25 protein-coding genes are annotated in these 24,882 nt (G+C 68.2%); 13 read left to right on the top strand and 12 right to left on the bottom strand.

Annotation, left to right across the window (positions count from 1 at the left end; genetic code table 11):
* Positions 1-6 precede the first annotated feature (6 nt).
* Both kdsB and adk read left to right on the top strand, forming a co-directional pair.
* The gene (gene kdsB / locus DTA15_RS22270) at positions 7-798 is read left to right on the top strand and encodes a 3-deoxy-manno-octulosonate cytidylyltransferase (protein WP_006482208.1); all 792 of its coding nucleotides are present in this window, start codon (positions 7-9) and stop codon (positions 796-798) included.
* 208 nt (positions 799-1,006) lie between these two features.
* Positions 1,007-1,669, top strand: coding sequence for an adenylate kinase (gene adk / locus DTA15_RS22265; protein ID WP_006482212.1), 663 nt, complete (start codon positions 1,007-1,009; stop codon positions 1,667-1,669).
* 258 nt (positions 1,670-1,927) lie between these two features.
* Here the strand turns inward: adk and DTA15_RS22260 are convergent, their stop codons facing one another.
* Positions 1,928-2,770, bottom strand: a complete 843-nt coding sequence (locus DTA15_RS22260; RefSeq protein WP_012492832.1) for a SirB1 family protein — start codon at positions 2,768-2,770, stop codon at positions 1,928-1,930.
* An 8-nt stretch (positions 2,771-2,778) separates the two neighbouring features.
* Positions 2,779-4,329 (bottom strand): murein biosynthesis integral membrane protein MurJ, encoded by a 1,551-nt coding sequence (gene murJ, locus DTA15_RS22255; RefSeq protein WP_006482209.1) that lies wholly within the window; start codon positions 4,327-4,329, stop codon positions 2,779-2,781.
* A gap of 304 nt (positions 4,330-4,633) precedes the next feature.
* Here murJ and rpsT point away from each other — a divergent pair, with 304 nt between their 5' ends.
* Positions 4,634-4,906: a 30S ribosomal protein S20 gene (rpsT, locus tag DTA15_RS22250; RefSeq protein ID WP_006482211.1), complete on the top strand. Its 273-nt coding sequence runs from the start codon at positions 4,634-4,636 to the stop codon at positions 4,904-4,906.
* Between the two features lie 146 nt (positions 4,907-5,052).
* Here the strand turns inward: rpsT and DTA15_RS22245 are convergent, their stop codons facing one another.
* Positions 5,053-5,373: a DUF3579 domain-containing protein gene (locus tag DTA15_RS22245; protein WP_006482210.1), complete on the bottom strand. Its 321-nt coding sequence runs from the start codon at positions 5,371-5,373 to the stop codon at positions 5,053-5,055.
* Between the two features lie 412 nt (positions 5,374-5,785).
* Here DTA15_RS22245 and argF point away from each other — a divergent pair, with 412 nt between their 5' ends.
* The gene (gene argF, locus DTA15_RS22235) at positions 5,786-6,715 is read left to right on the top strand and encodes an ornithine carbamoyltransferase (protein ID WP_006482207.1); all 930 of its coding nucleotides are present in this window, start codon (positions 5,786-5,788) and stop codon (positions 6,713-6,715) included.
* Between the two features lie 86 nt (positions 6,716-6,801).
* Here the strand turns inward: argF and murB are convergent, their stop codons facing one another.
* A complete protein-coding gene (gene murB / locus DTA15_RS22230) occupies positions 6,802-7,851 on the bottom strand; it encodes a UDP-N-acetylmuramate dehydrogenase (RefSeq protein ID WP_006482213.1) in 1,050 nt (349 codons plus the stop codon).
* 136 nt (positions 7,852-7,987) lie between these two features.
* Between murB and DTA15_RS22225 the strand changes: the two genes are divergently transcribed.
* On the top strand, positions 7,988-8,473 hold the full coding sequence (locus tag DTA15_RS22225) for a YajQ family cyclic di-GMP-binding protein (protein WP_006482217.1): 486 nt from the start codon (positions 7,988-7,990) through the stop codon (positions 8,471-8,473).
* A 79-nt stretch (positions 8,474-8,552) separates the two neighbouring features.
* Here DTA15_RS22225 and plsY read toward each other — a convergent pair whose 3' ends face one another.
* Both plsY and ybaK read right to left on the bottom strand, forming a co-directional pair.
* A complete protein-coding gene (gene plsY / locus DTA15_RS22220; protein WP_006482488.1) occupies positions 8,553-9,194 on the bottom strand; it encodes a glycerol-3-phosphate 1-O-acyltransferase PlsY in 642 nt (213 codons plus the stop codon).
* A gap of 116 nt (positions 9,195-9,310) precedes the next feature.
* Entirely contained in the window at positions 9,311-9,802 is a 492-nt protein-coding gene (gene ybaK / locus DTA15_RS22215; protein WP_006482476.1) for a Cys-tRNA(Pro) deacylase, read from the bottom strand.
* A 236-nt stretch (positions 9,803-10,038) separates the two neighbouring features.
* On the opposite strand from ybaK, the gene DTA15_RS22210 reads away from it, so the two are divergent.
* Entirely contained in the window at positions 10,039-11,601 is a 1,563-nt protein-coding gene (locus DTA15_RS22210; protein ID WP_006493679.1) for a class I adenylate-forming enzyme family protein, read from the top strand.
* A gap of 76 nt (positions 11,602-11,677) precedes the next feature.
* On the opposite strand, the gene xerD is transcribed toward DTA15_RS22210, so the two are convergent.
* From xerD to queG, 3 genes are all read right to left on the bottom strand, one after another.
* Complete coding sequence (gene xerD / locus DTA15_RS22205; protein WP_012492835.1) at positions 11,678-12,628, bottom strand: site-specific tyrosine recombinase XerD; 951 nt, start codon at positions 12,626-12,628, stop codon at positions 11,678-11,680.
* A complete protein-coding gene (locus tag DTA15_RS22200; RefSeq protein ID WP_006482489.1) occupies positions 12,625-13,095 on the bottom strand; it encodes a methylated-DNA--[protein]-cysteine S-methyltransferase in 471 nt (156 codons plus the stop codon). Before DTA15_RS22200 ends, xerD begins: the two co-directional genes overlap by 4 nt.
* A gap of 65 nt (positions 13,096-13,160) precedes the next feature.
* Positions 13,161-14,384, bottom strand: a complete 1,224-nt coding sequence (gene queG, locus DTA15_RS22195) for a tRNA epoxyqueuosine(34) reductase QueG (protein ID WP_006482484.1) — start codon at positions 14,382-14,384, stop codon at positions 13,161-13,163.
* A 17-nt stretch (positions 14,385-14,401) separates the two neighbouring features.
* On the opposite strand from queG, the gene DTA15_RS22190 reads away from it, so the two are divergent.
* Both DTA15_RS22190 and DTA15_RS22185 read left to right on the top strand, forming a co-directional pair.
* Positions 14,402-14,956 carry a bifunctional tRNA (adenosine(37)-N6)-threonylcarbamoyltransferase complex ATPase subunit type 1 TsaE/phosphotransferase gene (locus tag DTA15_RS22190; protein ID WP_012492836.1) on the top strand — a complete coding sequence of 185 codons (555 nt, stop codon included), beginning with the start codon at positions 14,402-14,404 and terminating at the stop codon, positions 14,954-14,956.
* Positions 14,938-16,464: an N-acetylmuramoyl-L-alanine amidase gene (locus DTA15_RS22185; protein WP_020979389.1), complete on the top strand. Its 1,527-nt coding sequence runs from the start codon at positions 14,938-14,940 to the stop codon at positions 16,462-16,464. Before DTA15_RS22190 ends, DTA15_RS22185 begins: the two co-directional genes overlap by 19 nt.
* Before the next feature lie 45 nt (positions 16,465-16,509).
* Here DTA15_RS22185 and DTA15_RS22180 read toward each other — a convergent pair whose 3' ends face one another.
* A complete protein-coding gene (locus DTA15_RS22180; RefSeq protein ID WP_012492837.1) occupies positions 16,510-17,388 on the bottom strand; it encodes an O-acetylserine/cysteine exporter in 879 nt (292 codons plus the stop codon).
* Positions 17,389-17,662: 274 nt separating this feature from the next.
* On the opposite strand from DTA15_RS22180, the gene DTA15_RS22170 reads away from it, so the two are divergent.
* Positions 17,663-18,544, top strand: coding sequence for a pirin family protein (locus DTA15_RS22170; protein WP_006482482.1), 882 nt, complete (start codon positions 17,663-17,665; stop codon positions 18,542-18,544).
* A 52-nt stretch (positions 18,545-18,596) separates the two neighbouring features.
* The gene (trxA, locus tag DTA15_RS22165; protein WP_006482496.1) at positions 18,597-19,445 is read left to right on the top strand and encodes a thioredoxin; all 849 of its coding nucleotides are present in this window, start codon (positions 18,597-18,599) and stop codon (positions 19,443-19,445) included.
* A 103-nt stretch (positions 19,446-19,548) separates the two neighbouring features.
* Here trxA and tcdA read toward each other — a convergent pair whose 3' ends face one another.
* Positions 19,549-20,406 carry a tRNA cyclic N6-threonylcarbamoyladenosine(37) synthase TcdA gene (tcdA, locus tag DTA15_RS22160; protein WP_034178425.1) on the bottom strand — a complete coding sequence of 286 codons (858 nt, stop codon included), beginning with the start codon at positions 20,404-20,406 and terminating at the stop codon, positions 19,549-19,551.
* Positions 20,407-20,534: 128 nt separating this feature from the next.
* Here tcdA and pdxH point away from each other — a divergent pair, with 128 nt between their 5' ends.
* From pdxH to DTA15_RS22145, 3 genes are all read left to right on the top strand, one after another.
* A complete protein-coding gene (pdxH, locus tag DTA15_RS22155; RefSeq protein ID WP_006482475.1) occupies positions 20,535-21,179 on the top strand; it encodes a pyridoxamine 5'-phosphate oxidase in 645 nt (214 codons plus the stop codon).
* Positions 21,180-21,300: 121 nt separating this feature from the next.
* Positions 21,301-22,521, top strand: coding sequence for a class I SAM-dependent methyltransferase (locus tag DTA15_RS22150; protein ID WP_006482480.1), 1,221 nt, complete (start codon positions 21,301-21,303; stop codon positions 22,519-22,521).
* 23 nt (positions 22,522-22,544) lie between these two features.
* Positions 22,545-23,840: a DUF72 domain-containing protein gene (locus DTA15_RS22145; RefSeq protein WP_006482483.1), complete on the top strand. Its 1,296-nt coding sequence runs from the start codon at positions 22,545-22,547 to the stop codon at positions 23,838-23,840.
* Between the two features lie 22 nt (positions 23,841-23,862).
* On the opposite strand, the gene msrA is transcribed toward DTA15_RS22145, so the two are convergent.
* A complete protein-coding gene (gene msrA / locus DTA15_RS22140; protein WP_006482471.1) occupies positions 23,863-24,423 on the bottom strand; it encodes a peptide-methionine (S)-S-oxide reductase MsrA in 561 nt (186 codons plus the stop codon).
* Between the last annotated feature and the right edge of the window lie 459 nt (positions 24,424-24,882).

The raw sequence follows: 24,882 nt of genomic DNA, 5'->3' as shown, positions 1-24,882 counted from the left end.
TCCCCGATGACTCACCCGCAACCCTTCATCGCCGTCATTCCCGCCCGGCTCGCGTCGACGCGGCTCCCGAACAAGCCGCTCGCCGATCTCGGCGGCAAGCCGATGGTCGTGCGTGTCGCCGAGCGCGCGCGCGAAGCGGGCGCGCAACAGGTGCTCGTCGCATCCGACGCGCAGAGCGTGCTCGACGCGGCGCGCGATCACGGCTTCGAGGCGGTGCTCACGCGCGCCGATCATCCGTCCGGCACCGACCGGCTCGCGGAAGTCGCGGCGGCCTTCGGCTGGCGCGACGACACCGTGGTCGTCAACGTGCAGGGCGACGAGCCGCTGATCGACCCCGTGCTCGTGCGCGACGTAGCGTCGCACCTCGCCGCGCATCCGGCGTGCGCGATCGCGACCGCGGCGCACCCGATCCACGACGCGGCCGACGTGTTCAACCCGAACGTCGTGAAGGTCGCGCTCGACGCGCAGAGCGTCGCGCTGTACTTCTCGCGCGCGCCGATTCCGTGGAGCCGCGATGCATACCAGCCGCACTGGCCCGACGTCGCGGCCATGCCGGCGCCGGCCTTCCCGGTCTACCGGCACATCGGCCTCTATGCGTATCGCGCGCGTTTCCTGCGCACCTATCCGTCGCTCGCGCAGGCGCCGATCGAACAGGCCGAGCAGCTCGAACAGCTGCGCGCGCTGTGGCACGGCGAGCGCATCGCGGTGCTGATCACCGAGTCCGCGCCCGAAGCCGGCATCGACACGCCGGCCGATCTCGCGCGCGTGCAGGCCCTTTTTCAGCCGGGTTCAAAATAACCCGTGGCATAATCAGGCGATTGTGCGAGCCGTCCGCGACCAGCGCGTCCTCGCTTGACCCCGCCCGTGGCCCTGCCGGCAGCCGCGCGTCGCCCAAGCCGACGCGTCGCATCAGACCGGTCCGCCGCGCGCCGGGCAAGCCCCGCGCCCGCCGTCGCCGACGCCTTTGTGTCTCGCCACACGAATCTACATACTTGGAGATATCACCATGCGTTTGATCCTGTTGGGCGCGCCCGGCGCGGGAAAGGGCACCCAGGCAAACTTCATCAAGGAAAAATTCGGCATCCCGCAAATCTCGACGGGCGACATGCTGCGCGCGGCCGTGAAGGCCGGCACGCCGCTCGGCGTCGAGGCGAAGGGCTACATGGATGCCGGCAAGCTCGTGCCGGACGCGCTGATCATCGGCCTCGTCAAGGAGCGCCTGAAGGAATCCGACTGCGCGAACGGCTATCTGTTCGACGGTTTCCCGCGCACGATCGCGCAGGCTGACGCGATGAAGGAAGCCGGCGTCGCGATCGACTACGTGCTCGAGATCGACGTCCCGTTCTCGGAAATCATCGAGCGCATGAGCGGCCGTCGCACGCACCCGGCATCGGGCCGTACGTACCACGTCAAGTTCAACCCGCCGAAGGTCGAAGGTCACGACGACGTGACGGGCGAACCGCTGATCCAGCGCGACGACGACAAGGAAGAAACTGTCAAAAAGCGTCTCGAAGTATACGAAGCGCAGACCAAGCCGCTGATCACGTACTACGGCGACTGGGCGCAGCGTGGCGAGGAAAACGGTCTGAAGGCGCCGCAGTATCGCAAGATCTCGGGCCTCGGCACCGTCGACGAAATCCGCGAGCGAGCGTTCGACGCACTGAAGTAAGCAGCGCGTCGCGCACCCGCAAGCCGCCCGTTCCGGGCGGCTTTTTTTTGCCTGTCGCGATTGGCACGATCGCGCGCGTGTCGCCGCCGCGCGGCGGCGCACCGTACAATCGGTCGAACGCGTGGGTCGTGCGAGCGGCGCACCGGAGTTCCAGCCGATCGCTCGGGGTCGGGGTCGGGCACGCGCACGCGCAAGAAAAAACGCCCGCGATGCGGGCGTTTTTTTCGTGTGCTGGTGGACGTGCGCCGATGGCTCGGCTCACTCCTCGCCGTCGCGCTGCATCCGTTGCCGCAGTTCGCTCACCTGCGATTCGACGACGGTCGCATCGTCCGCATCCGGTCGCTCGCCGAGATACTGCTCGAGATCCTCGAGCGCGGGGCGCAGGTAGTCGAGCCGCGCATACGCGAAGCCGCGGTCGCGCACCTCGTCGAGCTGCTCGGGCAGCAGGATCACGAGCCGCTGCTGCACCGCGAGCAGCCGCTGCCAGCGTTCCGTCTGCAGATAGATCGTCTTCAGGTTGCGCAGCATCCGCGCGATGATCTCGCGGCTCGTCGCCGGCTGCAGCAGCGCGCGCAACGCGCTGTCGACCGCGCCGGCCGCACGCGCGACGTACGGCTCGAGCATCTCGACCATCTCGGCTTCGGACAGCGAATGGCCGTTGGTCGGATCGATGATCAGATCACCGTCCGGCAGCGTCACGCGCAGCAGGAAATGGCCGGGGAACGATACGCCGCGCGCCGGTACGCCGATCTGCTCGGCGAGTTCCAGGTACAGCACCGACAGCGAGATCGGGATCCCGCGCCGCCGTTTCAGCACGGCGTTCAGGTGGCTGTTATCGGGGTCGTAGTAATCGTTGTGATTGCACGCGAAACCGAGCTCGCGGAAGAAGAAGTCGTTCAGCGCGGCGACGCGGCCCTTCAGGTCCGCATCGTCGGCGAGCCGCCGGCGCAGCCGCGCCGCCAGCATGTCGAGTTCGGCCAGCGTGCCCTGCAGGTCGAGGTCGGGATACGCGTCCTGCGCCAGCGACAGCGCGGCTTCCGTGACGGGCAGACTGTCGTCGTCCGCCACGAGCGTGCTGAAGTAGTCGAGGACGCGGGTCATTGCGGTCGTCACTTGGCGCGCCTTCTGAAGTAAGCGTATTTGAAGCCCATCACCCACAACATACCGAAATATAGTGCAGCAAACAGCACGAGGCACGCGGCCATCAGCGCAATGCGATCGAGCGGCTGCGCGCGCATCCCGGTCCAGTCGAAATTGATCGCGCACCAGTGCATCAGGCCCGCGAGCACGAGCGCCGCGCCGACGAGCTGCACGAAAAAGCGCAGCCAGCCCGGCGACGGCTGGTAGATGCCGCGCTTGCGCAGCCCGAGGAACAGCAGCAGCGAGTTCAGGCACGCACCGACGCCGATGCTCAGCGTGAGCCCCGCGTGGCCGATCAGCGGCACGAACACGTAGTTCGAGAGCTGCGTGACGATCAGCACGCCGATCGCGATCTTCACCGGCGTCTTGATGTCCTGCTTCGCATAGAAGCCCGGCGCGAGGATCTTGATCAGGATGATGCCGACGAGGCCGATTCCGTACGTCGCGAGCGCGCGCGCGACCATCGTGACGGTATGCGCGTCGAACTTGCCGTAGTTGAACAGCGTCGCGGTGAGCGGCGTCGCGAAGAAGAACAGCGCGAGCGCGCTCGGCGCCGCGAGCAGGAACGTGACGCGCAGCCCCCAGTCGAGCAGCGCCGAATATTCGTGCGAGTCGGCGTCGACGTGCGCCTTCGACAGGCTCGGCAGCAGGATCGTGCCGAGCGCGACGCCGAGCAGCGCCGTCGGGAACTCCATCAGGCGGTCGGCGTAATTGATCCACGACACCGCGCCCTGCCCGAGCCGCGACGCGATGTTGGTGTTGATGATCAGCGACAGTTGCGCGACGGACACCGCGAACGTCGCCGGCACCATCTTCGCGAGCACGCGCTTCACGCCCGGATGACGCAGCGCGCGCAGCGGATTCAGGCCGATCAGCGGCACCATGTCGACCTTCTTCAGGCCCGGCAGTTGCACGAGAAACTGCAGCACGCCGCCGACGATGACGGCCCACGCGAGCGCGTAGACCGGCACCTTCAGGTGCGGCGCGACGAACACGGCCGCGGCGATGAACGCGACGTTGAGCAGCACCGGCGCGAACGCGGGCAGCGAGAAGCTCTTGTACGTGTTCAGCACGCCCGACGCGAGCGTGGTCAGCGAAATGAACACGATGTACGGGAACATGATCCGCGTCATCGTGACCGCGAGCGGGAACGCCTGGCCGTCGCTGTGCAGGCCGGACGCGACCGCGAACACGACCCACGACGCACCGGCGATCCCGACGACCGACAGCACGGCCAGCGCCCACGCGAGCACGGTGGACATCGCGTCGACGAGCGCCTTCGTCGCATCGTGCCCCTGCTGGTTCTTGAACTCGGCGAGGATCGGCACGAACGCCTGCGAGAACGCGCCTTCGGCAGACAGGCGGCGCAGCAGGTTCGGAATGCGGAAGGCGACGTAGAACGCGTCGGTGTATTGACTGGCGCCGAACGCACGGGCGATCAGCGTCTCGCGGGCCAGTCCGGTCACGCGCGACAGCAGCGTGAAGCCGCTGACCGTCAGCAGGGCTCGGAATAGATTCATGGGGCGCTTATTATACGGACGTTGCGCGACCCGGCCACCGGCCGATGCCGAAAAGCGCGGCCGCCGCCGGCGCCCCGCCCGGCGGGCGTTAAGTCGAACTTGCCACTGGCTTGATTTTGTTGCTATAATCGCCGGTTTCTGGGCTCGTACATGCACGGCAACTGCCGTTTTCATGTCCCGGCCTCGGTTAAAATCACCGTTTTTTTATGCGCCCCTGGGCAATCGTTCTCAGGGGACGGATCGAAAAGCAGCGCTTGGCCGTCAGGCTCCAAGCTCTGGAAACAGGACAGGATAAGGAACCGTCATGGCTAACTCCGCACAAGCACGCAAGCGCGCCCGCCAGGCCGCGAAGGCAAACTCGCACAACTCGGCGCTGCGCTCGAAATTCCGTACCGCGATCAAGTCGGTTCGCAAGGCTGTTGAAGCCGGCGACCAGGCAAAGGCTGCCGAGCTGTTCAAGGCTGCCGTGAAGACGATCGACACGATCGCCGACAAGAAGATCGTTCACAAGAACAAGGCCGCTCGCAGCAAGAGCCGCCTGGCCGCAGCCGTCAAGGGTCTGCAGGCAGCAGCGTAAATCCGGTGCGCCCGCTCGCGCGGGCGTTCCTGTTTCCTGCGATCACGAAAAAGCCCGCCTAGGCGGGCTTTTTCGTTGCCGGTCGCTCGCGCATCACGCGCGGCGGCGACCTGTACGCGGGCGGGCACGGCACGCGCCCGCCGGCATCACTTCTTCGCGTTGTAGTCCGGCAGCTCGCACGCCTCGGTCACGACGAGGTTGTTGTCCTTCGCGAAATTCAGCACGAAATCGAAAGCCATCGGCTCGATGTCGCGCAACCGCGAATCGAGGATCACGCATTTCAGGTCGCCGAGCATCGTCGGACGCACGTACAGCGAATACTTGAGACGCGCGTTCGGCCCGCTCGCCCCCGGCCCGAAGCAGGCCATCACACCGGCCAGACGTTCCGACCAGTCGCTCGGGCGAAACTTTTTCCCGTCTTTCGTGATGCCCTGGATGAAAAATTCGGTCGGAGGGGTTTCAGCCATGTGGTTACCCAAGTGACGGCCCGGCGATGTCCAGGCAACGGCGCCTGGATACGCGAACACAAAGCTGGAGGGTCGGCGGCACACGCTCATCGATATCCCGAAAACGGGGCGTCGAGGCGCGCCGCCGGTGGACTGCACCGGATGTGTGCAGCGCACGGCTTGTGTCCGGCAGAGCGCGAAAAGCCTTGCCTGCCGGGCTGGAGAAAACTTTCGAATTATACCGCAGCGCGCCATCGCGCGTCGTCCCGACGCCCGTCTTCCCGCACTGCGGATCGCGCGCGGCGATCCTGCCCCGCGTCGCTCCACGGCTCGTCAAAGCACAGAAAATCCTTTATGCTGCTTTGAGTTATCCACACCCGACGGCGGCGCCGTCCGGCCTCGCTGCCGGGTGAGACCCGCCGTATTTCGTTTCATGACCGCCAAAACCATTCGTCACTACCTGCAGTTCAAGGATTTCTCGCTGGAAGACTACGAGTACGTGCTCGAACGCACGGGTATCCTGAAGCGCAAGTTCAAGAACTACGAGACCTATCACCCGCTGCACGACCGCACGCTCGCGATGATCTTCGAGAAGAGCTCGACGCGCACGCGCCTGTCGTTCGAGGCCGGGATCTTCCAGCTCGGCGGTCACGCCGTCTTCATGAGCACGCGCGACACGCAGCTCGGCCGCGGCGAGCCCGTCGAGGATTCCGCGCAGGTCATCTCGCGAATGGTCGACATCATCATGATCCGCACGTTCGAGCAGGACGTGATCACGCGCTTCGCGCAGAACTCGCGCGTGCCGGTGATCAACGGCCTGACGAACGAATACCACCCGTGCCAGGTGCTCGCCGACATCTTCACGTACTACGAGCACCGCGGCCCGATCGCCGGCAAGACCGTCGCGTGGGTCGGCGACGCGAACAACATGCTCTACACGTGGATCGAAGCCGCGCAGATCCTCGGCTTCAAGCTGCGCCTGTCGACGCCGCCCGGCTACGCACTCGACATGAAGCTCGTGTCGCCCGACAGCGCGCCGTTCTACGAGGTGTTCGACGATCCGAACGAAGCGTGCAAGGGCGCCGATCTCGTGACGACCGACGTGTGGACGAGCATGGGCTTCGAGGCCGAGAACGAGGCGCGCAAGCAGGCATTCGCCGACTGGTGCGTCGACGAGGAAATGATGGGCCATGCGAATCCGGACGCCCTCTTCATGCACTGCCTGCCCGCGCACCGCGGCGAGGAAGTGACGGCCGGCGTGATCGACGGCCCGCAGAGCGTCGTGTGGGACGAAGCGGAAAACCGCCTGCACGTGCAGAAGGCGCTGATGGAGTTCCTGCTGCTCGGCCGCCTCAAGCACTGACGCGCCGCAACGCACACGCGTAAAAAAGCGCCGGTCGACGATCGGCGCTTTTTGTTTGGATGCGCGACAACCGGCGCACGCCTGCGTTACAGGCAGACCGGCTCCGCCTCCAGCTCGACACCGAACTGCGCGCGCACGTCGGCCTGGATCGCCCGCGCCAGCGCCAGCACGTCGGCACCGGTGGCGCCGCCGCGATTGACGAGCACGAGCGCCTGGCGGTCGTGCACGGCCGCCGCCCCGAGCGCGCGCCCCTTCCAGCCGCAGCGGTCGATCAGCCAGCCGGCCGCGAGCTTCACCTGCCCGTCCGGCTGCGGATACGACACGACCTCCGGCACGCGGGCGCGCAGCGCATCGAACTGCGCGGCGTCGATCACCGGATTCTTGAAGAAACTGCCCGCATTGCCGAGCACCAGCGGATCGGGCAGCTTCGCGCGGCGGATCGCGACGACCGCATCGAATACGTCGCGCGGCGTCGCCGCATCGGGCGTGATGCCGCGCGCGTCGAGCTCGCGTGTGACGTCCGCGTAGCCGAGCCGCGGCGTCCATTGCTTCGGCAGCCGGAACGTCACCGCGACGATCGCGAACCGGCCGCGCCCTTCCCGCTTGAAGAAGCTGTCGCGGTAGCCGAATGCGCAGCGCGCGGCGTCGAAGCGCTCGCGGCGCCCCGTCGCCAGCTCGACCGCGACCAGCGAATCGAAATACGCCTTCATCTCGAGGCCGTACGCGCCGATGTTCTGGATCGGCGCGGCGCCGACGGTGCCCGGGATCAGCGCGAGATTCTCGAGGCCCGGCATCCCGTGCTCGAGCGTCCACGCGACGAACGCGTGCCAGTTCTCGCCGCCGCCGGCCTCGACGTACCACGCGTCGTCGTCCTCGCGCAGGATGCGTCGGCCCGCGATCTCGTCGAGCAGCACGACGCCGTCGAAATCGCGCGTGAACACGATATTGCTGCCGCCGCCGAGCACGAGTTGCGGCAGGTTCGCGACCCGCGGGTCGCGATGCAGCGCCTCGAACTGCGCCGCCTGCGTGATGCGCGCGGCGAAGCGCGCACGCGCGGCGATGCCGAACGTGTTGTGCGCGGCGAGCGGATGGTCGGGAAGCAGCGACAGGGCGGAATCGTCAGGGGGCATCGGCATTCGCGGTCACGTCGGCCCGGGCGGCGCATGGCCGGCCTTGGGCAAACGGAGGGGCATCGGTAAAATGGCAAACAGTCCGCAATTATAGCGAGTGCCCGCGCGCGAGCCGGGTGCCCGCATCTCAAGGGAGAATGCCATGCCATCGTTCGACGTCGTTTCCGAAGCGAACATGATCGAAGTGAAGAACGCCATCGAGCAGTCGAACAAGGAAATCTCGACGCGCTTCGACTTCAAGGGCTCCGACGCACGCGTCGAGCAGAAGGAACGTGAGCTGACGCTGTTCGCCGACGACGATTTCAAGCTCGGCCAGGTCAAGGACGTGCTGATCGGCAAGCTGGCAAAGCGCAACGTCGACGTGCGCTTCCTCGACTACGGCAAGGTCGAGAAGATCGGCGGCGACAAGGTCAAGCAGATCGTCACCGTGAAGAAAGGCGTGACGGGCGACCTCGCGAAAAAGATCGTGCGCCTCGTGAAGGACAGCAAGATCAAGGTGCAGGCGAGCATCCAGGGCGACGCGGTGCGCATCTCGGGCACGAAGCGCGACGACCTGCAGAGCACGATCGCGATGCTGCGCAAGGACGTGACCGACACGCCGCTCGACTTCAACAACTTCCGCGACTGACCGGCCGCCGGCCCGTCGCGTCATCCCGCCGGGCCCCGCACACGCGGCGCGCCCGGCGCGCGGCCAGCGCCGCGCGTTCTCAGGCCTTCCCGCCGTCCTGCGCGCCGCCGTCCGCGGCCGCCTTCTTCTTGTCGCCGATCCGGCTCTCCTGCCCCGCGAGCAGCTTCGAAATGTTGCCGCGGTGGCGCCACACGAGCAGCACGCTCATCGCGAGCACGGCCCACGCGACCGGGTTATGGCCCGGCGTGCCGAACAGGAACACGTCGAACACCGGCGCGAACACGGCCGCCACCAGCGCCGCGAGCGAAGAATAGCGGAAGAAGAACGCGACGATCAGCCAGGTCAGCGCGGTCGCGAGCCCGAGCACCGGGTGCACGGCGAGCAGCACGCCGGCCGCGGTCGCGACGCCCTTGCCGCCCTGGAAGCGGAAGAACACCGGGTACAGGTGGCCGAGGAACACGGCGATCGCGACCCACGCGACCGCGACGTCGGGCAGGCCGAAGTGACGGGCGAGCCAGACGGCGATCCAGCCCTTGAACGCGTCGCCGACGAGCGTCAGGATCGCGGCCTTCTTGTTGCCGCTGCGCAGCACGTTGGTCGCGCCGGGATTCTTGGATCCGTACGAACGCGGGTCGGCCAGGCCCATCACGGAACTGACGACGACGGCGAACGACACCGAACCGATCAGGTAGGCAACGAGGGCGGCGAGCAGGATCTGCATGCGGAGGACTCTTCTTTCAACGTATCGGGAAAGGGATGGCCGTGCGCGGCAAGCCGGCAGGCCGAAACGGCGCCCATTCTACCGAACGGGCGCGGCGTGCCACGAAGGTGAAACCCTCAGTCGACGCTCGCGCACTGCACGGGCCGCGCGCCGAGCAGCGACGTGAGCACCGTCGGCGCGAGGCTGACCAGGTAGCCGCGCCGGCCGCCGTTCAGGTAGATCGTCGGCAGGTCGAGGATCGTCGCCTCGACGTAGACGGGCATCGTCTTGCGCGTGCCGAACGGCGACGTGCCGCCGACGAGATAGCCCGAATGGCGATTCGCGACCTCGGGCTTGCACGGCTCGACCCGCTTCGCGCCGATCTGCCGCGCGAGATTCTTCGTCGACACCGTGCGGTCGCCGTGCATCAGCACGATCAACGGCTTCGCGTGCTCGTCTTCCATCACGAGCGTCTTCACGACGCTGTGCTCGTCGACGCCGAGCTGGCGCGCCGATTCGCCGGTGCCGCCGTGCTCGACGTATTCGTACGGATGCTCGCCGAATGCGACGCCATGACGGCGCAGCAGTTGGGTCGCGGGGGTTTCGGACACGTGTCTGGATTTGCTCATGGCGGCATTTTAATGGCGAACGATCGACGCTCGCGCAATCGCGTGCCGGCGCCGACGGTATACTCGCGGCCCGTTTTCCGCCGGCCCGCCGCATCGCGGTCACGATCTCGCCCATCATCATTGCAGACATCGTGAAGCGCTATTGCCCGATTGGCCAATTGTGGCGCGCGCGCCGTCATGGCACGATCGTTCGCAAATATCGTCGGCCCGCCGCCGGCCCCTCATCTGGAGACGCCATGTCCTCGCCCGTCCGTTCATCCGAATCGCTCGATGTCGATGCGCTGCTCGCCGCGCTGCCGCGTCGCATCGCCGACGTGCCCGCGCGCCGGGCCGCGCAGTCGCCCGCGCAGCCGGCGCTGATCGAGGATGCGCGCCGCCTGTCGTACGGCGATCTGGCGCAGGCCGTCGATGCGGCGGCCGCGCGGCTGGCGAGCCTCGGCGTGCAAGGCGGCGACCGCGTGATGATCGTCGCGGAAAACTGCGTCGCGCAGATCGTGCTGCTGTTCGCGGCCGCCCGCCTCGACGCGTGGGCGCTCGTGTCGAACGCACGGCTGTCGGCCGCCGAACTCGATGCGATCGCAGCGCATGCACGCCCTAAGCTGACCGCGTTCACGACGGACGTCTCACCCGACGCGCGCGCCCACGCCGAGCGGCTCGGCGCAATGCCGGCCGGCGCGCTGCCGGTCGACATCGGCGCGTGGTCGTATCGCGTCGACGCGAGCGCGCCCGCCGAACCGGTGGCCGCCGACGGCGCCGCCCAATGCGCGGCGCTGATCTACACGACCGGTACGACCGGCACGCCGAAAGGCGTGATGCTGTCGCACCGCAACCTGCTGTTCATCGCGGCGACGTCGAGCGCGCTGCGCCGCGTGTCGCCGGACGACGTCGTCTACACGGTGCTGCCCGTGTCGCACGTGTACGGGCTCGCATCGGTGTGCCTGGGCAGCCTGTATGCAGGCGCGACGCTGCGGCTCGCGCCGCGCTTCTCGCCGGAAGCCGTCCGCGTCGCGCTCGCCGACGAAGGCGTGACGATCTTCCAGGGCGTGCCCGCGATGCACGCGAAGCTGCTCGAACACCTGCACACGCACGGCCACGCATGGCGCGCGCCGCGGCTGCGCTTCGCATATTCGGGCGGCTCGCCGCTCGATGCGAACCTGAAGGCACGCGTCGAGCGCCTGTACGGCGTGCCGCTGCACAACGGCTACGGGATGACCGAAAGCAGCCCGACGATCACGCAGACGCCGCTCGACGCGCCGCGCACGGACAGTTCGGTCGGCGTGCCGATTCCGGGCGTCGACGTGCGGATCGTCGCGCCGAACGGCACCGACGTGCCGCCGGGCGAAGTCGGCGAGATCCGCGTGCGCGGGCCGAACGTGATGCTCGGCTACTACCGCAACGCGGATGCGACGCGCGCGGCCGTGTCGCCGGACGGCTGGCTGAGCACCGGCGATCTCGCGCGGCAGGACGCGGACGGCGCGGTGACGATCGCGGGCCGCAGCAAGGAGCTGATCATCCGCTCGGGCTTCAACGTGTATCCGGTCGAGGTCGAGCAGGTGCTGAACGCGCATCCGGACGTCGTGCAGGCGGCCGTGATCGGCCGCGCGATCGACGGCAACGAGGAAGTGCTCGCGTTCGTCGAGCGCGTGCCGGGCGCGGCGGTCGACGAGGCGGCATTGCACGCATGGTGCGCGGACCGGCTCACCGCTTACAAACGCCCTGCGCACATCCGCGTGCTCGATGCGTTGCCGGCCGCATCGACCGGCAAGGTGCTCAAGCACCGGCTGCGCGAGCTCGTCTGACGCGCCCTGCGATGCGCGGCGCAGTCCGCATCGGCGCCCCGCCCTACCACGCTGCGTCGAACGCCCGCGTCGCGCGTCAGCCGCGCGGGTGATGCTGCGCGTGCAGCGTCTTGAGCCGCTCGCGCGCGACGTGCGTATAGATCTGCGTGGTCGAGATGTCGCTGTGGCCAAGCAGCAACTGCACGACGCGCAGGTCGGCGCCGTGGTTCAGCAGGTGCGTCGCGAACGCGTGCCGCAGCGTGTGCGGCGACAGGTGCGCGCGCACGTCGGCCTGCTGCGCGTGACGCTTGATGATGTTCCAGAACTGCTGGCGCGTCATCCCGTCGCCGCGCGCGGTCACGAACAGCGCATCGGCCGCGCGTGCGCCGAGCAGCGCGGGCCGCGCGTCGCGCAGGTAGCGTTCGATCCAGCCGTGCGCGACTTCGCCGAACGGCACGAGCCGCTCCTTCGAACCCTTGCCCATCACGCGCACGACGCCTTCGTTGAGGCCGACTTCGACGGTCTTCAGCGTCACGAGCTCGCTCACGCGCAGCCCGCTCGCGTACATCAGCTCGAGCATCGTGCGATCGCGCAGGCCGAGCGGCGTGCCGATGTCCGGCGCGCCCAGCAGCGCCTCGACCTGCGCCTCCGACAATGTCGACGGGAACCGGGCCGCCTGTTTCGCGGACGTGATCCGCAGCGTCGGGTCAGCGCTCGCGCGATGCTCGCGCACGGCCCAGCCGTAATAGCGACGGAACACGGACAGTCGCCGGTTCGACGACGTCGCCTTGCCGTCGCTGCGCGCGGCGATGTAGCCGGTCACCATCGCCTCGTCGGCGCCGTCGAGCGGCGCGGCGTGCGTCGCGGCCAGCCATTGGGAAAACAGCACCAGATCGCGCCGGTACGCATCGAGCGTGTTGCGCGCGAGGCCGTGTTCGAGCCACAACGCATCGCAGAACACGTCGATCGACGCGCGGCTCGCGAGCAGCGCGGGCGATGCCGCGACGGCATCGTCGTCGGCTTCGGGGGTCGTCACAGGTTCGCTCATCGGTACGGCACACCCTCGTGCGTCAGCAGCCAGCGCTTCACTTGCTGGTAATAGCCGTTGTCGTCGTGGTTCGCGAACCCGCCGAGGCCACCCGCCGCGACGACGCGATGGCACGGGATCACGAGCGGGAAGTAGTTCGCGCCGCACGCCTGGCCGACCGCGCGCGGCGCGCTGCCGATCCGCTTCGCGACCTGGCCGTAGGTGAGCACCGTGCCGGGCGGGATATCGCTGATCACGTCCCACACGCGATGCTGGAATGCGCTGCCGACATCGGCGAGCGGCAGGTCGAAGCGTGCGGACGCGCGCTCGAAATAACGTTCGATCTGCTTGACCGCGCGCTTCGCGAGCGCCGAATCCGGATCGATCGACTTCATCGATTCGGGCAGATAGACGATCTCGCGCACCACCGCGGCATCCGTACGGATGCCGACCTTGCCGAACGGCGCGTCGATGACTGCGTTGAACATTGCCTTCTCCTGACCGGGGGATGCGCGCGGCCCTGCCCGCGCGCCGACGACACTTTACGCCGCCTTCACGCGGCCCGCAGCGCCCATTCGACATGCTCGCGCACGAGCGGCGACGGATCGTCGGCCCGGGCGCGCAGCGCGGCGACGATCGCGTCGCGCGCCGCCGGCGAGAGCCGGTCCGCACCCGCGCGCAGCGCATTGCCGAGCCCGACCGCGAGATTGCGCAGCCAGCTTTCGTAGCCGATGCGCCGGATCGCGCTGCCCTGCATCCGCGTGTCGAACGTGTCGGCATCCCACGCGAACAGCTCGACGAGCGTCGCGCGATCGAGACCGTGCCGCACGTCGAAATCGGCGACGGGCGCGGCCTGCGCGAACTTGTTCCACGGGCACACGAGCTGACAGTCGTCGCAGCCGTACACGCGATTGCCGATCATCGGCCGCAGCGGCTCGGGGATGCTGCCTTTCAGCTCGATCGTCAGGTACGAGATGCAGCGGCGCGCATCGACGCGGTACGGCTCGACGATCGCGCCGGTCGGGCACGCGTCGATGCAGCGCGTGCAGTTGCCGCAATGCGCGCCGGGCGTCTCCGGCGCGCGGTCGGGCGCCGTATGCGCGTCGGTCGGCAGCGGCAGGTCGACGTAGATCTCGCCGAGAAAGAACAGCGAGCCGGCATCGCGCTGCAACAGCAGCGTATGCTTGCCGCGCCAGCCGACCCCGGCCTTCTGCGCGAGCTCGACCTCGAGCACCGGCGCCGAATCGGTGAACACGCGGTAGCCGAACCCGCCGATCTCGTGCTCGATACGCTCCGCGAGCGTCTGCAGCCGGTTGCGCAGCACCTTGTGATAGTCGCGGCCGCGTGCATAGATCGACACGACGGCCGCTTGCGGATCGTCGAGCCGTGCCCGTTCGCGGGCGCGCCAGTCGTGCGGCACGAGCGCGCCGGGCTCGCCGTCAGCGAGCGTTTGGGCCGGCAAATAGGCGAGCCGCACGGAAATCACGCGTCGCGTACCGGCCACAAGTTCGGCCGGCCGCGCGCGTTTCATCCCATGTTTCGCCATATAATCCATTTCGCCGTGGTATCCGGCTTCCAGCCAGGCGGCGAGGCCCGCTTCGGCATCCGAGAGATCGGTATCGCTGATGCCGATCGCCCCGAAACCCAATTCGCGCCCCCACGCCCTGATGCGAGCGGCGAGCGCAGTCAACGCCGCATCGTCGAGCGCGCACGGCGCCGCGCCTTCGTCACGAGTCGAAGGCCTGTCGGATGCGGCGCGTTCCGGTAGTCGGTTCATCGCACTATTTTACGAGAATGCCAGCCACGCCCAGCCAACCGCCTCACGACGCCACGTTGCCCGCCCCGCTCGCGGAGCGCGTGATCGCGCTCGCCGACGAAGCGGCAACCGAGGCCTTCGGCACCCGCTTCGCGCACGCGCTCGACGCGGCGCGCCTCGAGCTCGACCGCGCGCATGTGTTCGACGGGCTGCAGATCCAGCTGGTCGGCGATCTCGGCGCGGGCAAGACCACCCTCGTGCGCGCGATCCTGCGCGGCCTCGGCCACCAGGGCCGCGTGCGCAGCCCGACCTATACGCTCGTCGAGCCGTACGCGCTCGAACGCAGCGATGGGGAACTCGAGGTCTATCACTTCGATCTGTATCGATTCAACGATCCGGCCGAATGGTCCGATGCAGGCTTTCGCGAATATTTCAATTCCAGCGCGATCTGCCTCGTCGAATGGCCGCAACAGGCGGGCGCCCTGCTCGGCGTGCCCGATCTGGTTTTCTCGCTCGACGTGGATGGCGACGGCCGTGCCCTCACCGTCCGGGCGTACAGCGCTTCAGGAAAGGCATGTCTCGAAAGATGTTGATCAAACCGTTCCGCTCGATCGAATCGGCGGCCACCGCGACGCACAACTGGCGGCGCCGCCAGATCCTGTGCGCGGGCGCGTCGACGCTGGTGCTCGGCCTCGTCGCGCCGCGGCTCGCGCACGCGTCGTCGGTGCTCGGCGTGCGCGTGTGGCCCGCACGCGATTACACGCGCGTCACGATCGAATCCGACCAGCCGCTGCAGAATAGCCAACAACTGCTGCAGGGTCCCGACCGTCTCGTCGTCGACCTGAGCGGCCTCGACCTCGACCAGGCGCTGCGCGACCTCGTCTCGAAGATCGCGCCGAACGATCCGCAGATCCAGTCGGTGCGCGTCGGCCAGTATCAGCCGCACGTCGTGCGGATGGTGTTCGACCTGAAAGGATCGGTGAAGCCGCAGGTGTTCACGCTGCCGCCCGTCGGCACGTACAAGTACCGGCTGGTGTTCGACCTGTATCCGGCCGTCGCGCCCGATCCGCTGTCCGACCTGATCGCGCAGACGGAACGCAAGGAACAGGCGCTCAACGACACCGCGCGCGCGCAGCAGATGCAGCCGCCGTCCACGCTGGCGGGCCCCGGCACCCCGCCGCCGGGCGCGGGCGACAACAGCGACGCATTCTTCCAGCGTTTCGCGCAGAACACGCCAACTACGCCGCACACGCCGCCGGCGGCCGGCACGCCGTCGACGCCCGCGAAGCCGGCCGTCAAGCCGCCGCCCGTCATCGCGCGCCGCGACGACGGCGACGACGACGGCGACACCTACAAGTTCACCGCGCCGAAATCCGGCAAGGGCGGCACCGTGCGTCTGCTGACGGTCGCGATCGACCCGGGCCACGGCGGCGAGGATCCGGGCGCGATCGGCGGCAACGGCACGTACGAGAAGCACATCGCGCTCGACATCGCGAAGAAGCTGCGCGCGAAGATCGACGCCGCGCCGAACATGCGCGCGATGATGACGCGCGACGCCGACTTCTTCGTGCCGCTGAACGTGCGCGTGCAGAAGGCGCGCCGCGTCGGCGCGGATCTCTTCGTGTCGATCCACGCGGATGCGTTCACGACGCCGTCCGCGCGCGGCTCGTCGGTGTTCGCGCTGTCCGACCACGGCGCGACGAGCGCCGCGGCGCGCTGGATGGCGAACAAGGAGAATTCGTCGGACCTGATCGGCGGCATCAACATCAAGACGGCGGACGCGGCGGTGAACCGCGCGCTGTTCGACATGTCGACGACCGCGCAGATCCGCGACTCGCTGCGCTACGGCAACTACGTGCTGAAGGAAGTGGGCGGCATCAACAAGCTGCACAAGGGCTCGGTCGAGCAGGCCGGGTTCGCGGTGCTGAAGGCGCCCGACATTCCGTCGATCCTCGTCGAGACCGCATTCATCAGCAACCCGGACGAAGAGCGCCGGCTCAACGACGACAGCTATCGCGACGAGATGGCCGACGCGATCTTCCGCGGCATCAAGCGTTATTTCGCCGCGAATCCGCCGCTCGCGAAGAGCCGGATGGCCTGAGCGCCACCGCTTCCCCCCCGCCGGCACGCAGCGCGTGCCGGCGCGTCACGACGCCGCGAAGCGGCTCAGCAGTTTCCCGCCGAACACGTTCACCGCGAGCCCGCCCATCACGAGTGCGGCGCCGATCAGTTGCGTTTGCGTCAGATGCTCGTCTAGCAGCAGCGCCGACGACGCGAGCCCGACGATCGGCACCAGCAGCGAGAACTGCGCGACCTGCGCGGCCGGGTAGCGCGACAGCAGGCGGCTCCACAGCCCGTAGCCGAGCAGCGTCGCGACGAATGCGAGATAGACGACCGCGAAGATCGACGCGCCGTTCAGTCCGGCTAGCGCGGTCGCGATCCGCTGCGGCCCCTCGAACCACAGCGACAGCAGAAAGAACGGCACCGGCGGCACGAGGCTCGCCCATACGACGAGCGACACGAGGTTCGCACGCCCGACCTTCTTCGTGACGATATTGCCGAAGGCCCACATCGCGGCCGAGCAGATCGTCAGCAGGAAACCCGCGAGCGTCATCGCGCGGCCGCCTTGCGCGGCGATCACGACGAGCCCGCCCGCGGCGATCGCGAGCCCGATCAGGTTCTGCACGCGCAGCCGCTCGCCGAGGAACAGCATCGCGAACACCAGCGTGAAGAACGCCTGCGACTGCAACACGAGCGACGCGAGGCCGGCGGGCATGCCGACGTACATGCCGGTGAACAGGAACACGAACTGGCCGAGCTGGATCGTCGCGCCGTACAGCACCAGCAACCGCCACGAAATCTGCGGCCGACGCACGAAGAACACCGCGGGCACGGCCGCGAGCGTAAAGCGCAGCGCACCGAGCAGCATCGGCGGCATGCCGTGCAGGCCGACCTTGATCACGACGAAGTTCACGCCCCACGCCAGGATCACGACCAGCGCGAGCAGCAAGTCCTTCGGGGCCATCATCGGTGTCTCCCTCGATTGTCGAATCATTGTTGTAAAGCCGGCCAGTCTACCGGGTTTCGCCGGCCGGCCCGATACCCGCACGGCCCGCATGGAATCGGCGGCGCGCGCAGCGGCTTGCGCCACGCCGCGGATGCCGCACGACGCATGCCTGCCGCGGCCGCAGCGCGCGCATTTCGCGTTCCCCGCGCTCCGCGTCACACGCGCGCGCCGCCGCGCCGCCGCGCCGCCAGTACAATGACCGGCAATCCAGCCGTTCCCCACGAGGCCCGCCATGACCGACTCGATCAAAGCCCTGCTGAAGCCGCACGTCCGCGACATCGGCAACCTGCAGGTACGCCGCACGCTGCCCGCGCTCGCCGCACGCCTCGTCGGCCCGTTCATCTTCTTCGATCACATGGGGCCCGCGACGCTGCCTGCCGGCACGGGGCTCGACGTGCGCCCGCATCCGCACATCGGACTCGCGACGGTTACCTACCTGTTCGACGGCGCGATCCTGCACCGCGACAGCCTCGGCTCGCTGCAGGAAATCGTGCCCGGCGACGTGAACTGGATGACGGCCGGCCGCGGCATCGTCCACTCCGAGCGCACGCCCGACGCGCAACGCGCCAGCGGCCACACCGTGCACGGCATCCAGACCTGGGTCGCGCTGCCGCAGGCGCACGAGACGACCGAACCGTCGTTCGAGCACCATGCGGCCGACACGCTGCCCAAGCGCGACGCAGACGGCGTGGCGCTGACGGTGATCGCCGGCGACGCGTTCGGGCTGCATTCGCCCGTGACGACGTTCTCGCGCACGCTGTACGTCGCGGCCGAATTCGCGGCCGGCGGCCGGCTCGAACTCGATGCATCGCACGAGGAGCGCGCGGTCTACGTGGTCGACGGCGAGCTCGCGATCGACGGCACGCCGGTGCCGGCCGAACAGATGGCCGTACTCGTGCCGGGCGCGACGGTCACGCTGACGAGCGCCAGCGGCGCGCGCGCGATGCTGCTCGGCGGCGACCGGATCGACGGCGAACGCTACATCGAGTGGAATTTCGTCGCGAGCAGCCGCGAGGCGATCGAGCGGGCCAAAGCGGCCTGGACGCGCCAGGAAATGGGCAAGGTGCCCGGCGAGACCGAATGGATTCCGTTGCCCGAAGCGAAACCGCGTTGAAAAAGCCGCGCGCCGCCCCCATCCTGACGATATTCGAACGGAAGAGAACGCCATGGACACCACGCTTGCCACATTCGAGAAAGACGTCATCGAGGCGTCGCTGGACACGCCCGTGCTGGTCGACTTCTGGGCGCCGTGGTGCGGCCCCTGCAAGACGCTCGGCCCGCTGCTGGAAAAGCTCGAAGCCGATTACGCAGGCCGCTGGAAGCTCGTGAAGGTCAACGTCGACGAGAACCAGGAACTCGCCGCGCACTTCCAGACGCGCAGCATCCCGCACGTGATCGCGTTCGCCGACGGGCGCCCGGTCGACCAGTTCGTCGGCGTGCTGCCCGAAGGCCAGTTGCGCGCGTTCCTCGACCGGCTGCTGCCGGCCCCCGAGGAAGCCGAGCGCCGCGCCGCGCAGTATGCGATGGCCGAACAGCGCTTCGACGAGGCGCTCGCGCACCTCGAAGCGGCGCTCGCGCTGAACCCCGGCTACGACGACGCGCGTCTCGACCTGATCGAACTGCTGCTGGCGCGCAATGAAGTCGACGCCGCGCGTGCCGAGACCGAGCGCCTGTCGCCGCAAACCGTGCAGAACGGCGACCCGCGCTACCAGGCGATCAAGACCCGTTTCGACGCACTCGAAGCCACGGCCGACCTGCCGCCGACCGATGCGCTCGAAGCGCGCATCGCGGCAAACCCTGCCGATCTCGACGCACGCTTCGACCTTGCGCAGAGCCTGATCGCGCGGCGCGCGTACGAAGGCGCGCTGGAACAGTTGCTGGAAATCGTGACGCGCGATCGCACGTACGGCGATGATCTCGGCCGCCGCACGATGATCTCGGTGTTCGAGCTGGCCGGCGATCGCCCCGACCTCGTCGCCGGGTGGCGACGCAAGCTGAGCATGGCGCTCAACTGATGCACAACGCGCCGGGCCGCGATCGCCCGGCCGACTTGCCGTATCGCTCGCGGCGCGTTACCCGCGCCGCGGCATCCCTCTTTCCTGCCCGCGCGTCACGCGCTCAGCCGGCCGCCTGCGCCGCGATCGCCCGCAGCGCATGCGCGGCCGCCGCGAAACCGAAACTCGCGGTCACGCACACGCTCGAACCGAAGCCCGCACAGTTGAGCCCCGCGACGTGCGCGGCCGTGGACGGCTCGGCGCCGTCCTCGATGTCGCAGGCCGCCGCTTCCGGATAGATCAGCGGCTCGTCCGAATACACGGCGCTGACCTTGAAGCGCGCCTTCGGCCCGCGCGGAAAACCATGCTGCTTGCGCAACTGCGCACGCACCTTCGACAGCAGCGGATCCTGGATCGTCAGTGCGAGATCGTCGATGCGGATGCGCGTCGGGTCGAGCTGGCCGCCCGCGCCGCCGACCACGATCAACGGCTGCCGTTTCGCGACGCACCATGCGATCAGCGCGACCTTCGTGCGCACGCTGTCGATCGCGTCGATCACGTAGTCGAAGCCGCCGCCGAGCAGCGCGTCGAAGTTGTCGGGCTCGACGAAATCCTCGATCCGGTTCACGCGGCACGCGGGATCGATCAGCGCGATCCGCTCGGCCATCGCGTCGACCTTCGGCTTGCCGAAATTGCCGTCGAGCGCATGGATCTGCCGGTTCGTGTTGCTTTCCGCGACGTTGTCGAGATCGATCAGCGTCAGCGTGCCGATCGCGTTGCGCGCGAGCGCCTCGGCCACCCACGACCCGACGCCGCCGATCCCGATCACCGCGACGTGCGCCCGCTCGAACGCGGCGGCGGCCGGCGCGCCATACAGGCGCGCGACGCCGCCGAAACGCCGCGCGCGATCCACGTCAAGCTGGATTTCCGGTGTCGGGGTAAGATCAGAAGAACTGGGCGGGGCAGCGTCGGCGGAGGACATGGCAGCAAGGAAAACGTAAGTCGTGCAGCCCTCTATTTTGCCTGAACTCCCCGTCCGCACGCGCCACTGTGCACGCACGATTCTCGCGCGTTCGCTATACTGGCCCCAGATTGAAGCGTTTGCATAACATGACGACTCTCGCCGATCTCCGCATCAACTATTCACGTGCTTCGCTCGACGAAGCCGATGCCGCCCCCGACCCCTTCGCCCAGTTCGATCGCTGGTTCAAGGAGGCGCTCGCCGCCAAGCTGCCCGAGCCGAACACGATGACACTCGCGACCGTCGGCGCCGACGGCCGGCCGTCGGCCCGGATCGTGCTCATCAAGGGCGTCGACGAACGCGGGTTCGTCTTCTTCACCAATTACGAAAGCCGCAAGGGGCACGATCTCGCCGTGCATCCGCAGGCCGCGCTGCTGTTCTACTGGATCGAGCTCGAGCGCCAGGTGCGCATCGAAGGCCGGATCGAGAAAACCAGCGCGGAAGAAAGCGACCGCTATTTCGCGTCGCGCCCGCTCGGCTCGCGCATCGGCGCGTGGGCGTCGGAGCAGAGCGCCGTGATCGACAGCCGCGCGACGCTCGAAGCGCGCGAAAAGGCCGTCAGCGAACGCTACGGCGACAACCCGCCGCGCCCGCCGCACTGGGGCGGCTACCGCCTCGTGCCCGACTCGATCGAGTTCTGGCAGGGGCGCCCGTCGCGGCTGCACGACCGCCTGCTCTACACGCGCGACGCCGCGGCGTCGCCGGGCTGGACGATCTCGCGCCTGTCGCCGTAAGCGCGGCGCCGGCGCACGCCGGTCGTGTCTCGTGTTGCATCCGGGTGCCCGCGCCGCAAGCGGCGGGCGCCGGTCAGGATACTTGGCTGTATTCGATTCAACGAACAAACGGAGAATCCAAATGTTCTGGGAAAAGAAGCTGGCACAGTGGGCGGATGAAGTACGGGCAAAAGCGAACATACCGGCGCGCCTCGTGCTGTGGAACGGCGATCAACTCGATTTCGGCACCTTCAGCGCACCGCAGGTCACGCTGAAGGTGAACAGCGCGTCGGCATTGCCGCTGCTGCTCGAACCGAGCCTCGACAATCTCGGCGAGGCGTACGTGAAAGGCAAGATCGACATCGAAGGCAAGCTGTCGGACATCATCAACATCGGCTACTCGCTCGCGCGCAGCACCGTGACCAGCGCAAGCAAGCTCGCCCGCGTGAAGCGCTACTTCAATCACACGAAGAGCACCGACAAGAAGGCGATCCAGTACCACTACGACGTCTCGAACGAGTTCTACCAGCTGTGGCTCGACGAGAACATGGTGTACTCGTGCGCGTACTTCGAGAACGGCGACGAGGATCTCGCCACCGCGCAGATCAAGAAGATCGACCACATCCTGACGAAGATCCAGCTGCAGCCCGGCCAGCGCCTGCTCGACATCGGCTGCGGCTGGGGCGCGCTCGTGCTGCGCGCCGCACAGAAGTTCGGCGCGACGTGTCTCGGCGTGACGCTGTCGCAGAACCAGTTCGACCTCGCGACCGCCCGCGTGAAGGCCGCGGGGCTCGAAGACAGGATCGAGATTCGTCTGCAGGATTATCGCGAGATCGAAGGCCAGTTCGACCGCATCACGAGCGTCGGGATGTTCGAGCACGTCGGCCGCAAGAACCTGCCGCTCTATTTCTCGCGCATCCGCGAGCTGCTGACCGACGACGGCATCGCGATGAATCACGGGATCACGTCGACCGACGCGGAAAGCGGCGAAACGGCGCTCGGCGGCGGCGAATTCATCGATCGCTACGTGTTTCCGGACGGCGAGCTGCCGCACATCAGCCTCGCGCTCGAAGCGGCGCAGCGCGGCGGACTCGAGGCGGTTGACGTCGAAAGCCTGCGCCGGCACTATGCGCGCACGCTCGATATCTGGACGGAAAACTTCGAAGCGAAAGCCGAAGAGGCGCGAAAGCTCGTCGACGACGAAAAATTCCGCATCTGGCGCGTGTATCTGGCCGGCTGCGCGTATGCATTCGAGCACGACGACGTGTCGATCTTCCAGATCGTGTGCCGCAAGGCCGGACGCAGCGCGAAAACGCTGCCGTGGTCGCGGCGCTACATGTACGAACACGCGCTGCCGCGCTAGGCGGCGCCTTACGCTGGGCATGCATGGGTGACGGCAGGACGCGGCGCAAGGCGCCGCCGCAACGACAGCAGCACGACGACGCCAACGAGTCGCACGCCGACGGACAGTTCGACCTGTTCGGCGTGCCGACGGACGCCGCACGCGCGTCGCCCGCGCACGACGACAGCGCCGATGAATCCGTGACGCCGGACGCACCGGACCACGCACGACCGCCCCCGCCCGCCCGTTCGACCTCCCGCCCCGCCGCCGCCGACGACGACGCGCCTGCCCCGTCGTCCGGTTTGCTGTGGGACGAACCGTCCCCGCCGGCCGCCGCGCCGAAAAAAGGCCGCCGCAAGCGCGGCGTGCTGCCTGCGCCGATCTCGGCCGACGTGGCCGCCGCCGCGGCCGGCCTGCCGCCGAACGTGCGGCTCGGCACGTCGTCGTGGTATTTCCCCGGCTGGAACGGCATCGTCTTCGACGGCGATTTCGCGCAGACGAAGCTGTCGCGCGAAGGGCTGCAAGCGTACGGCGCGCATCCGCTGCTGAGGAGCGTCAGCCTCGACCGCTCGTTCTACGGCCCGCTGTCGGTGGCCGACTACCTGCGCTACGCGCAGCAGGTGCCCGACGATTTCCGCTTCGTCGTGAAGGCGCCGGCCGCGGTGACCGACGCGGTGATCCGCGGCCGGCGCGGCGAGCCGTCCGGGCCGAACCCGACCTTCCTCGACGCACCGCTCGCAACCCGTGAATTCGTCCAGCCGTGCCTCGACGGGCTCGGCCGGAAAGCCGGCGTGCTCGTGTTCCAGTTCTCGCCGCTGCCCGATCAACTGCTTGCGGCGCCGGCCGCGCTGATCGACCGGCTCGCGGCGTTCTTCGCGGCGCTGCCGCCGCTGCCGCCGGATGCCGACGGCCCGCGTTACGCGATCGAGATCCGCGACGCGAGCCTGCTCACGCCGCGCTTCATCCGCGCCCTGGCCGCGCTCGGCGTGCGCTATTGCGTCGGCCTGCACGCGCGGATGCCTGACCCGCTGCGCCAGGCCGCCGCGCTCGCACTGCTCGACGGCGACGCGCCGGGCCCGCTGATCGTGCGCTGGAGCCTGCACGGCGGGTTCAAGTACGAGCAGGCGAAAGCGAAATACGAGCCGTTCGACAAGCTCGTCGACGAGGATCCCGCCACCCGCTCGGCGCTCGCCGAACTGGCCGCGCGCTACGCACTGGCCGGGCAGCCGGTGATCATCACGATCAACAACAAGGCGGAAGGCTCCGCGCCGCTGTCGTGCATCGCGCTCGCGCGCGAAATCGCCGCCGCGTGCGCGCAGTGGCGCAACGAGGCGGCGTGATCGCGGCTTGCGCCGTCGACGCTCACGCGCCGCGCAGCGACTTCAGCCGGTGCGCGAACTTCTGCCGGAATTTCGCGAGCTTCGGCCCGATCACGACCGAGCAGTAGCCCTGCCCCGGATTGCGCGCGTAATAGTTCTGATGATAGTCCTCGGCCGGCCAGTAATTGCCGTCGAGCGGCACGACCTGCGTGACGATCGGCTGGCCGAACACCTGCTCGCGCTCGAGCTCGCGGATCACGTCGAGCGCGGTATCGCGCTGCGCATCCGAATGCGTGAACACGACCGACCGGTACTGCGTGCCGACGTCGTTGCCCTGCCGGTTCAGCGTGGTCGGATCGTGCGTCGCGAAGAATATCTCGAGGATCTCGCGATAGCCGATGCGCGCCGGATCGAACGTCACGTTGACGACTTCCGCGTGGCCCGTGTCGCCTTCGCAGATGTCGCGATAGCCGGGATTGCGCGTATGGCCGCCCGCGTAACCCGACTGCACGGCCGTCACGCCGTCGACGTCGAGAAACACGGCCTCCGTGCACCAGAAACACCCGCCTCCGAGCGTCGCGGTTTCAAGCATCTCGTTCCCCATGAAATCAGTCCCTCGTGGATGACGGCAGCCGGCACGCCCGTGCCGGCGCCATCGTTTCGCGTCGCCGTTGCCCGCCCGCGAGGGGGAGGCAGCGGCACTTCGTCAAGTATCTCACCCGCGCGCGCAACTGGCAGATCGGACAGGGCGCCGCACGCGCCCGCCGCGGGTTTCTCGTCTACACTTAGGCACGCGCAAGCGACGGCCAACCCGTCGCGCCCGCACAGCGTCCGATGCATGCCCGACCCCGATGCCACCATCATCTGCCGGAACATCGATATGCACGCCTTAACAGACATCGCCTGCGTCGCGGGCCCGGTCGCCGCTCCGTCGATCGCACCATCGCAGTGGCGCGCGCCGGTTTCGCGGAGCGCGCCGCGCGGCACCCCCTCGCCTTTTCCCGCTTTCACGACCTGATGCACGGCATCGCGCGCGTCGCCGACGCGCGCGGCCACCGCAGTC

The organism is Burkholderia cenocepacia (genome assembly GCF_900446215.1).
In the GTDB taxonomy this organism is placed as follows: Bacteria; Pseudomonadota; Gammaproteobacteria; order Burkholderiales; family Burkholderiaceae; genus Burkholderia; species Burkholderia cenocepacia.
Note: the sequence above shows the minus strand (reverse complement) of the source record. Positions and strands in the feature narration are given on the sequence as shown.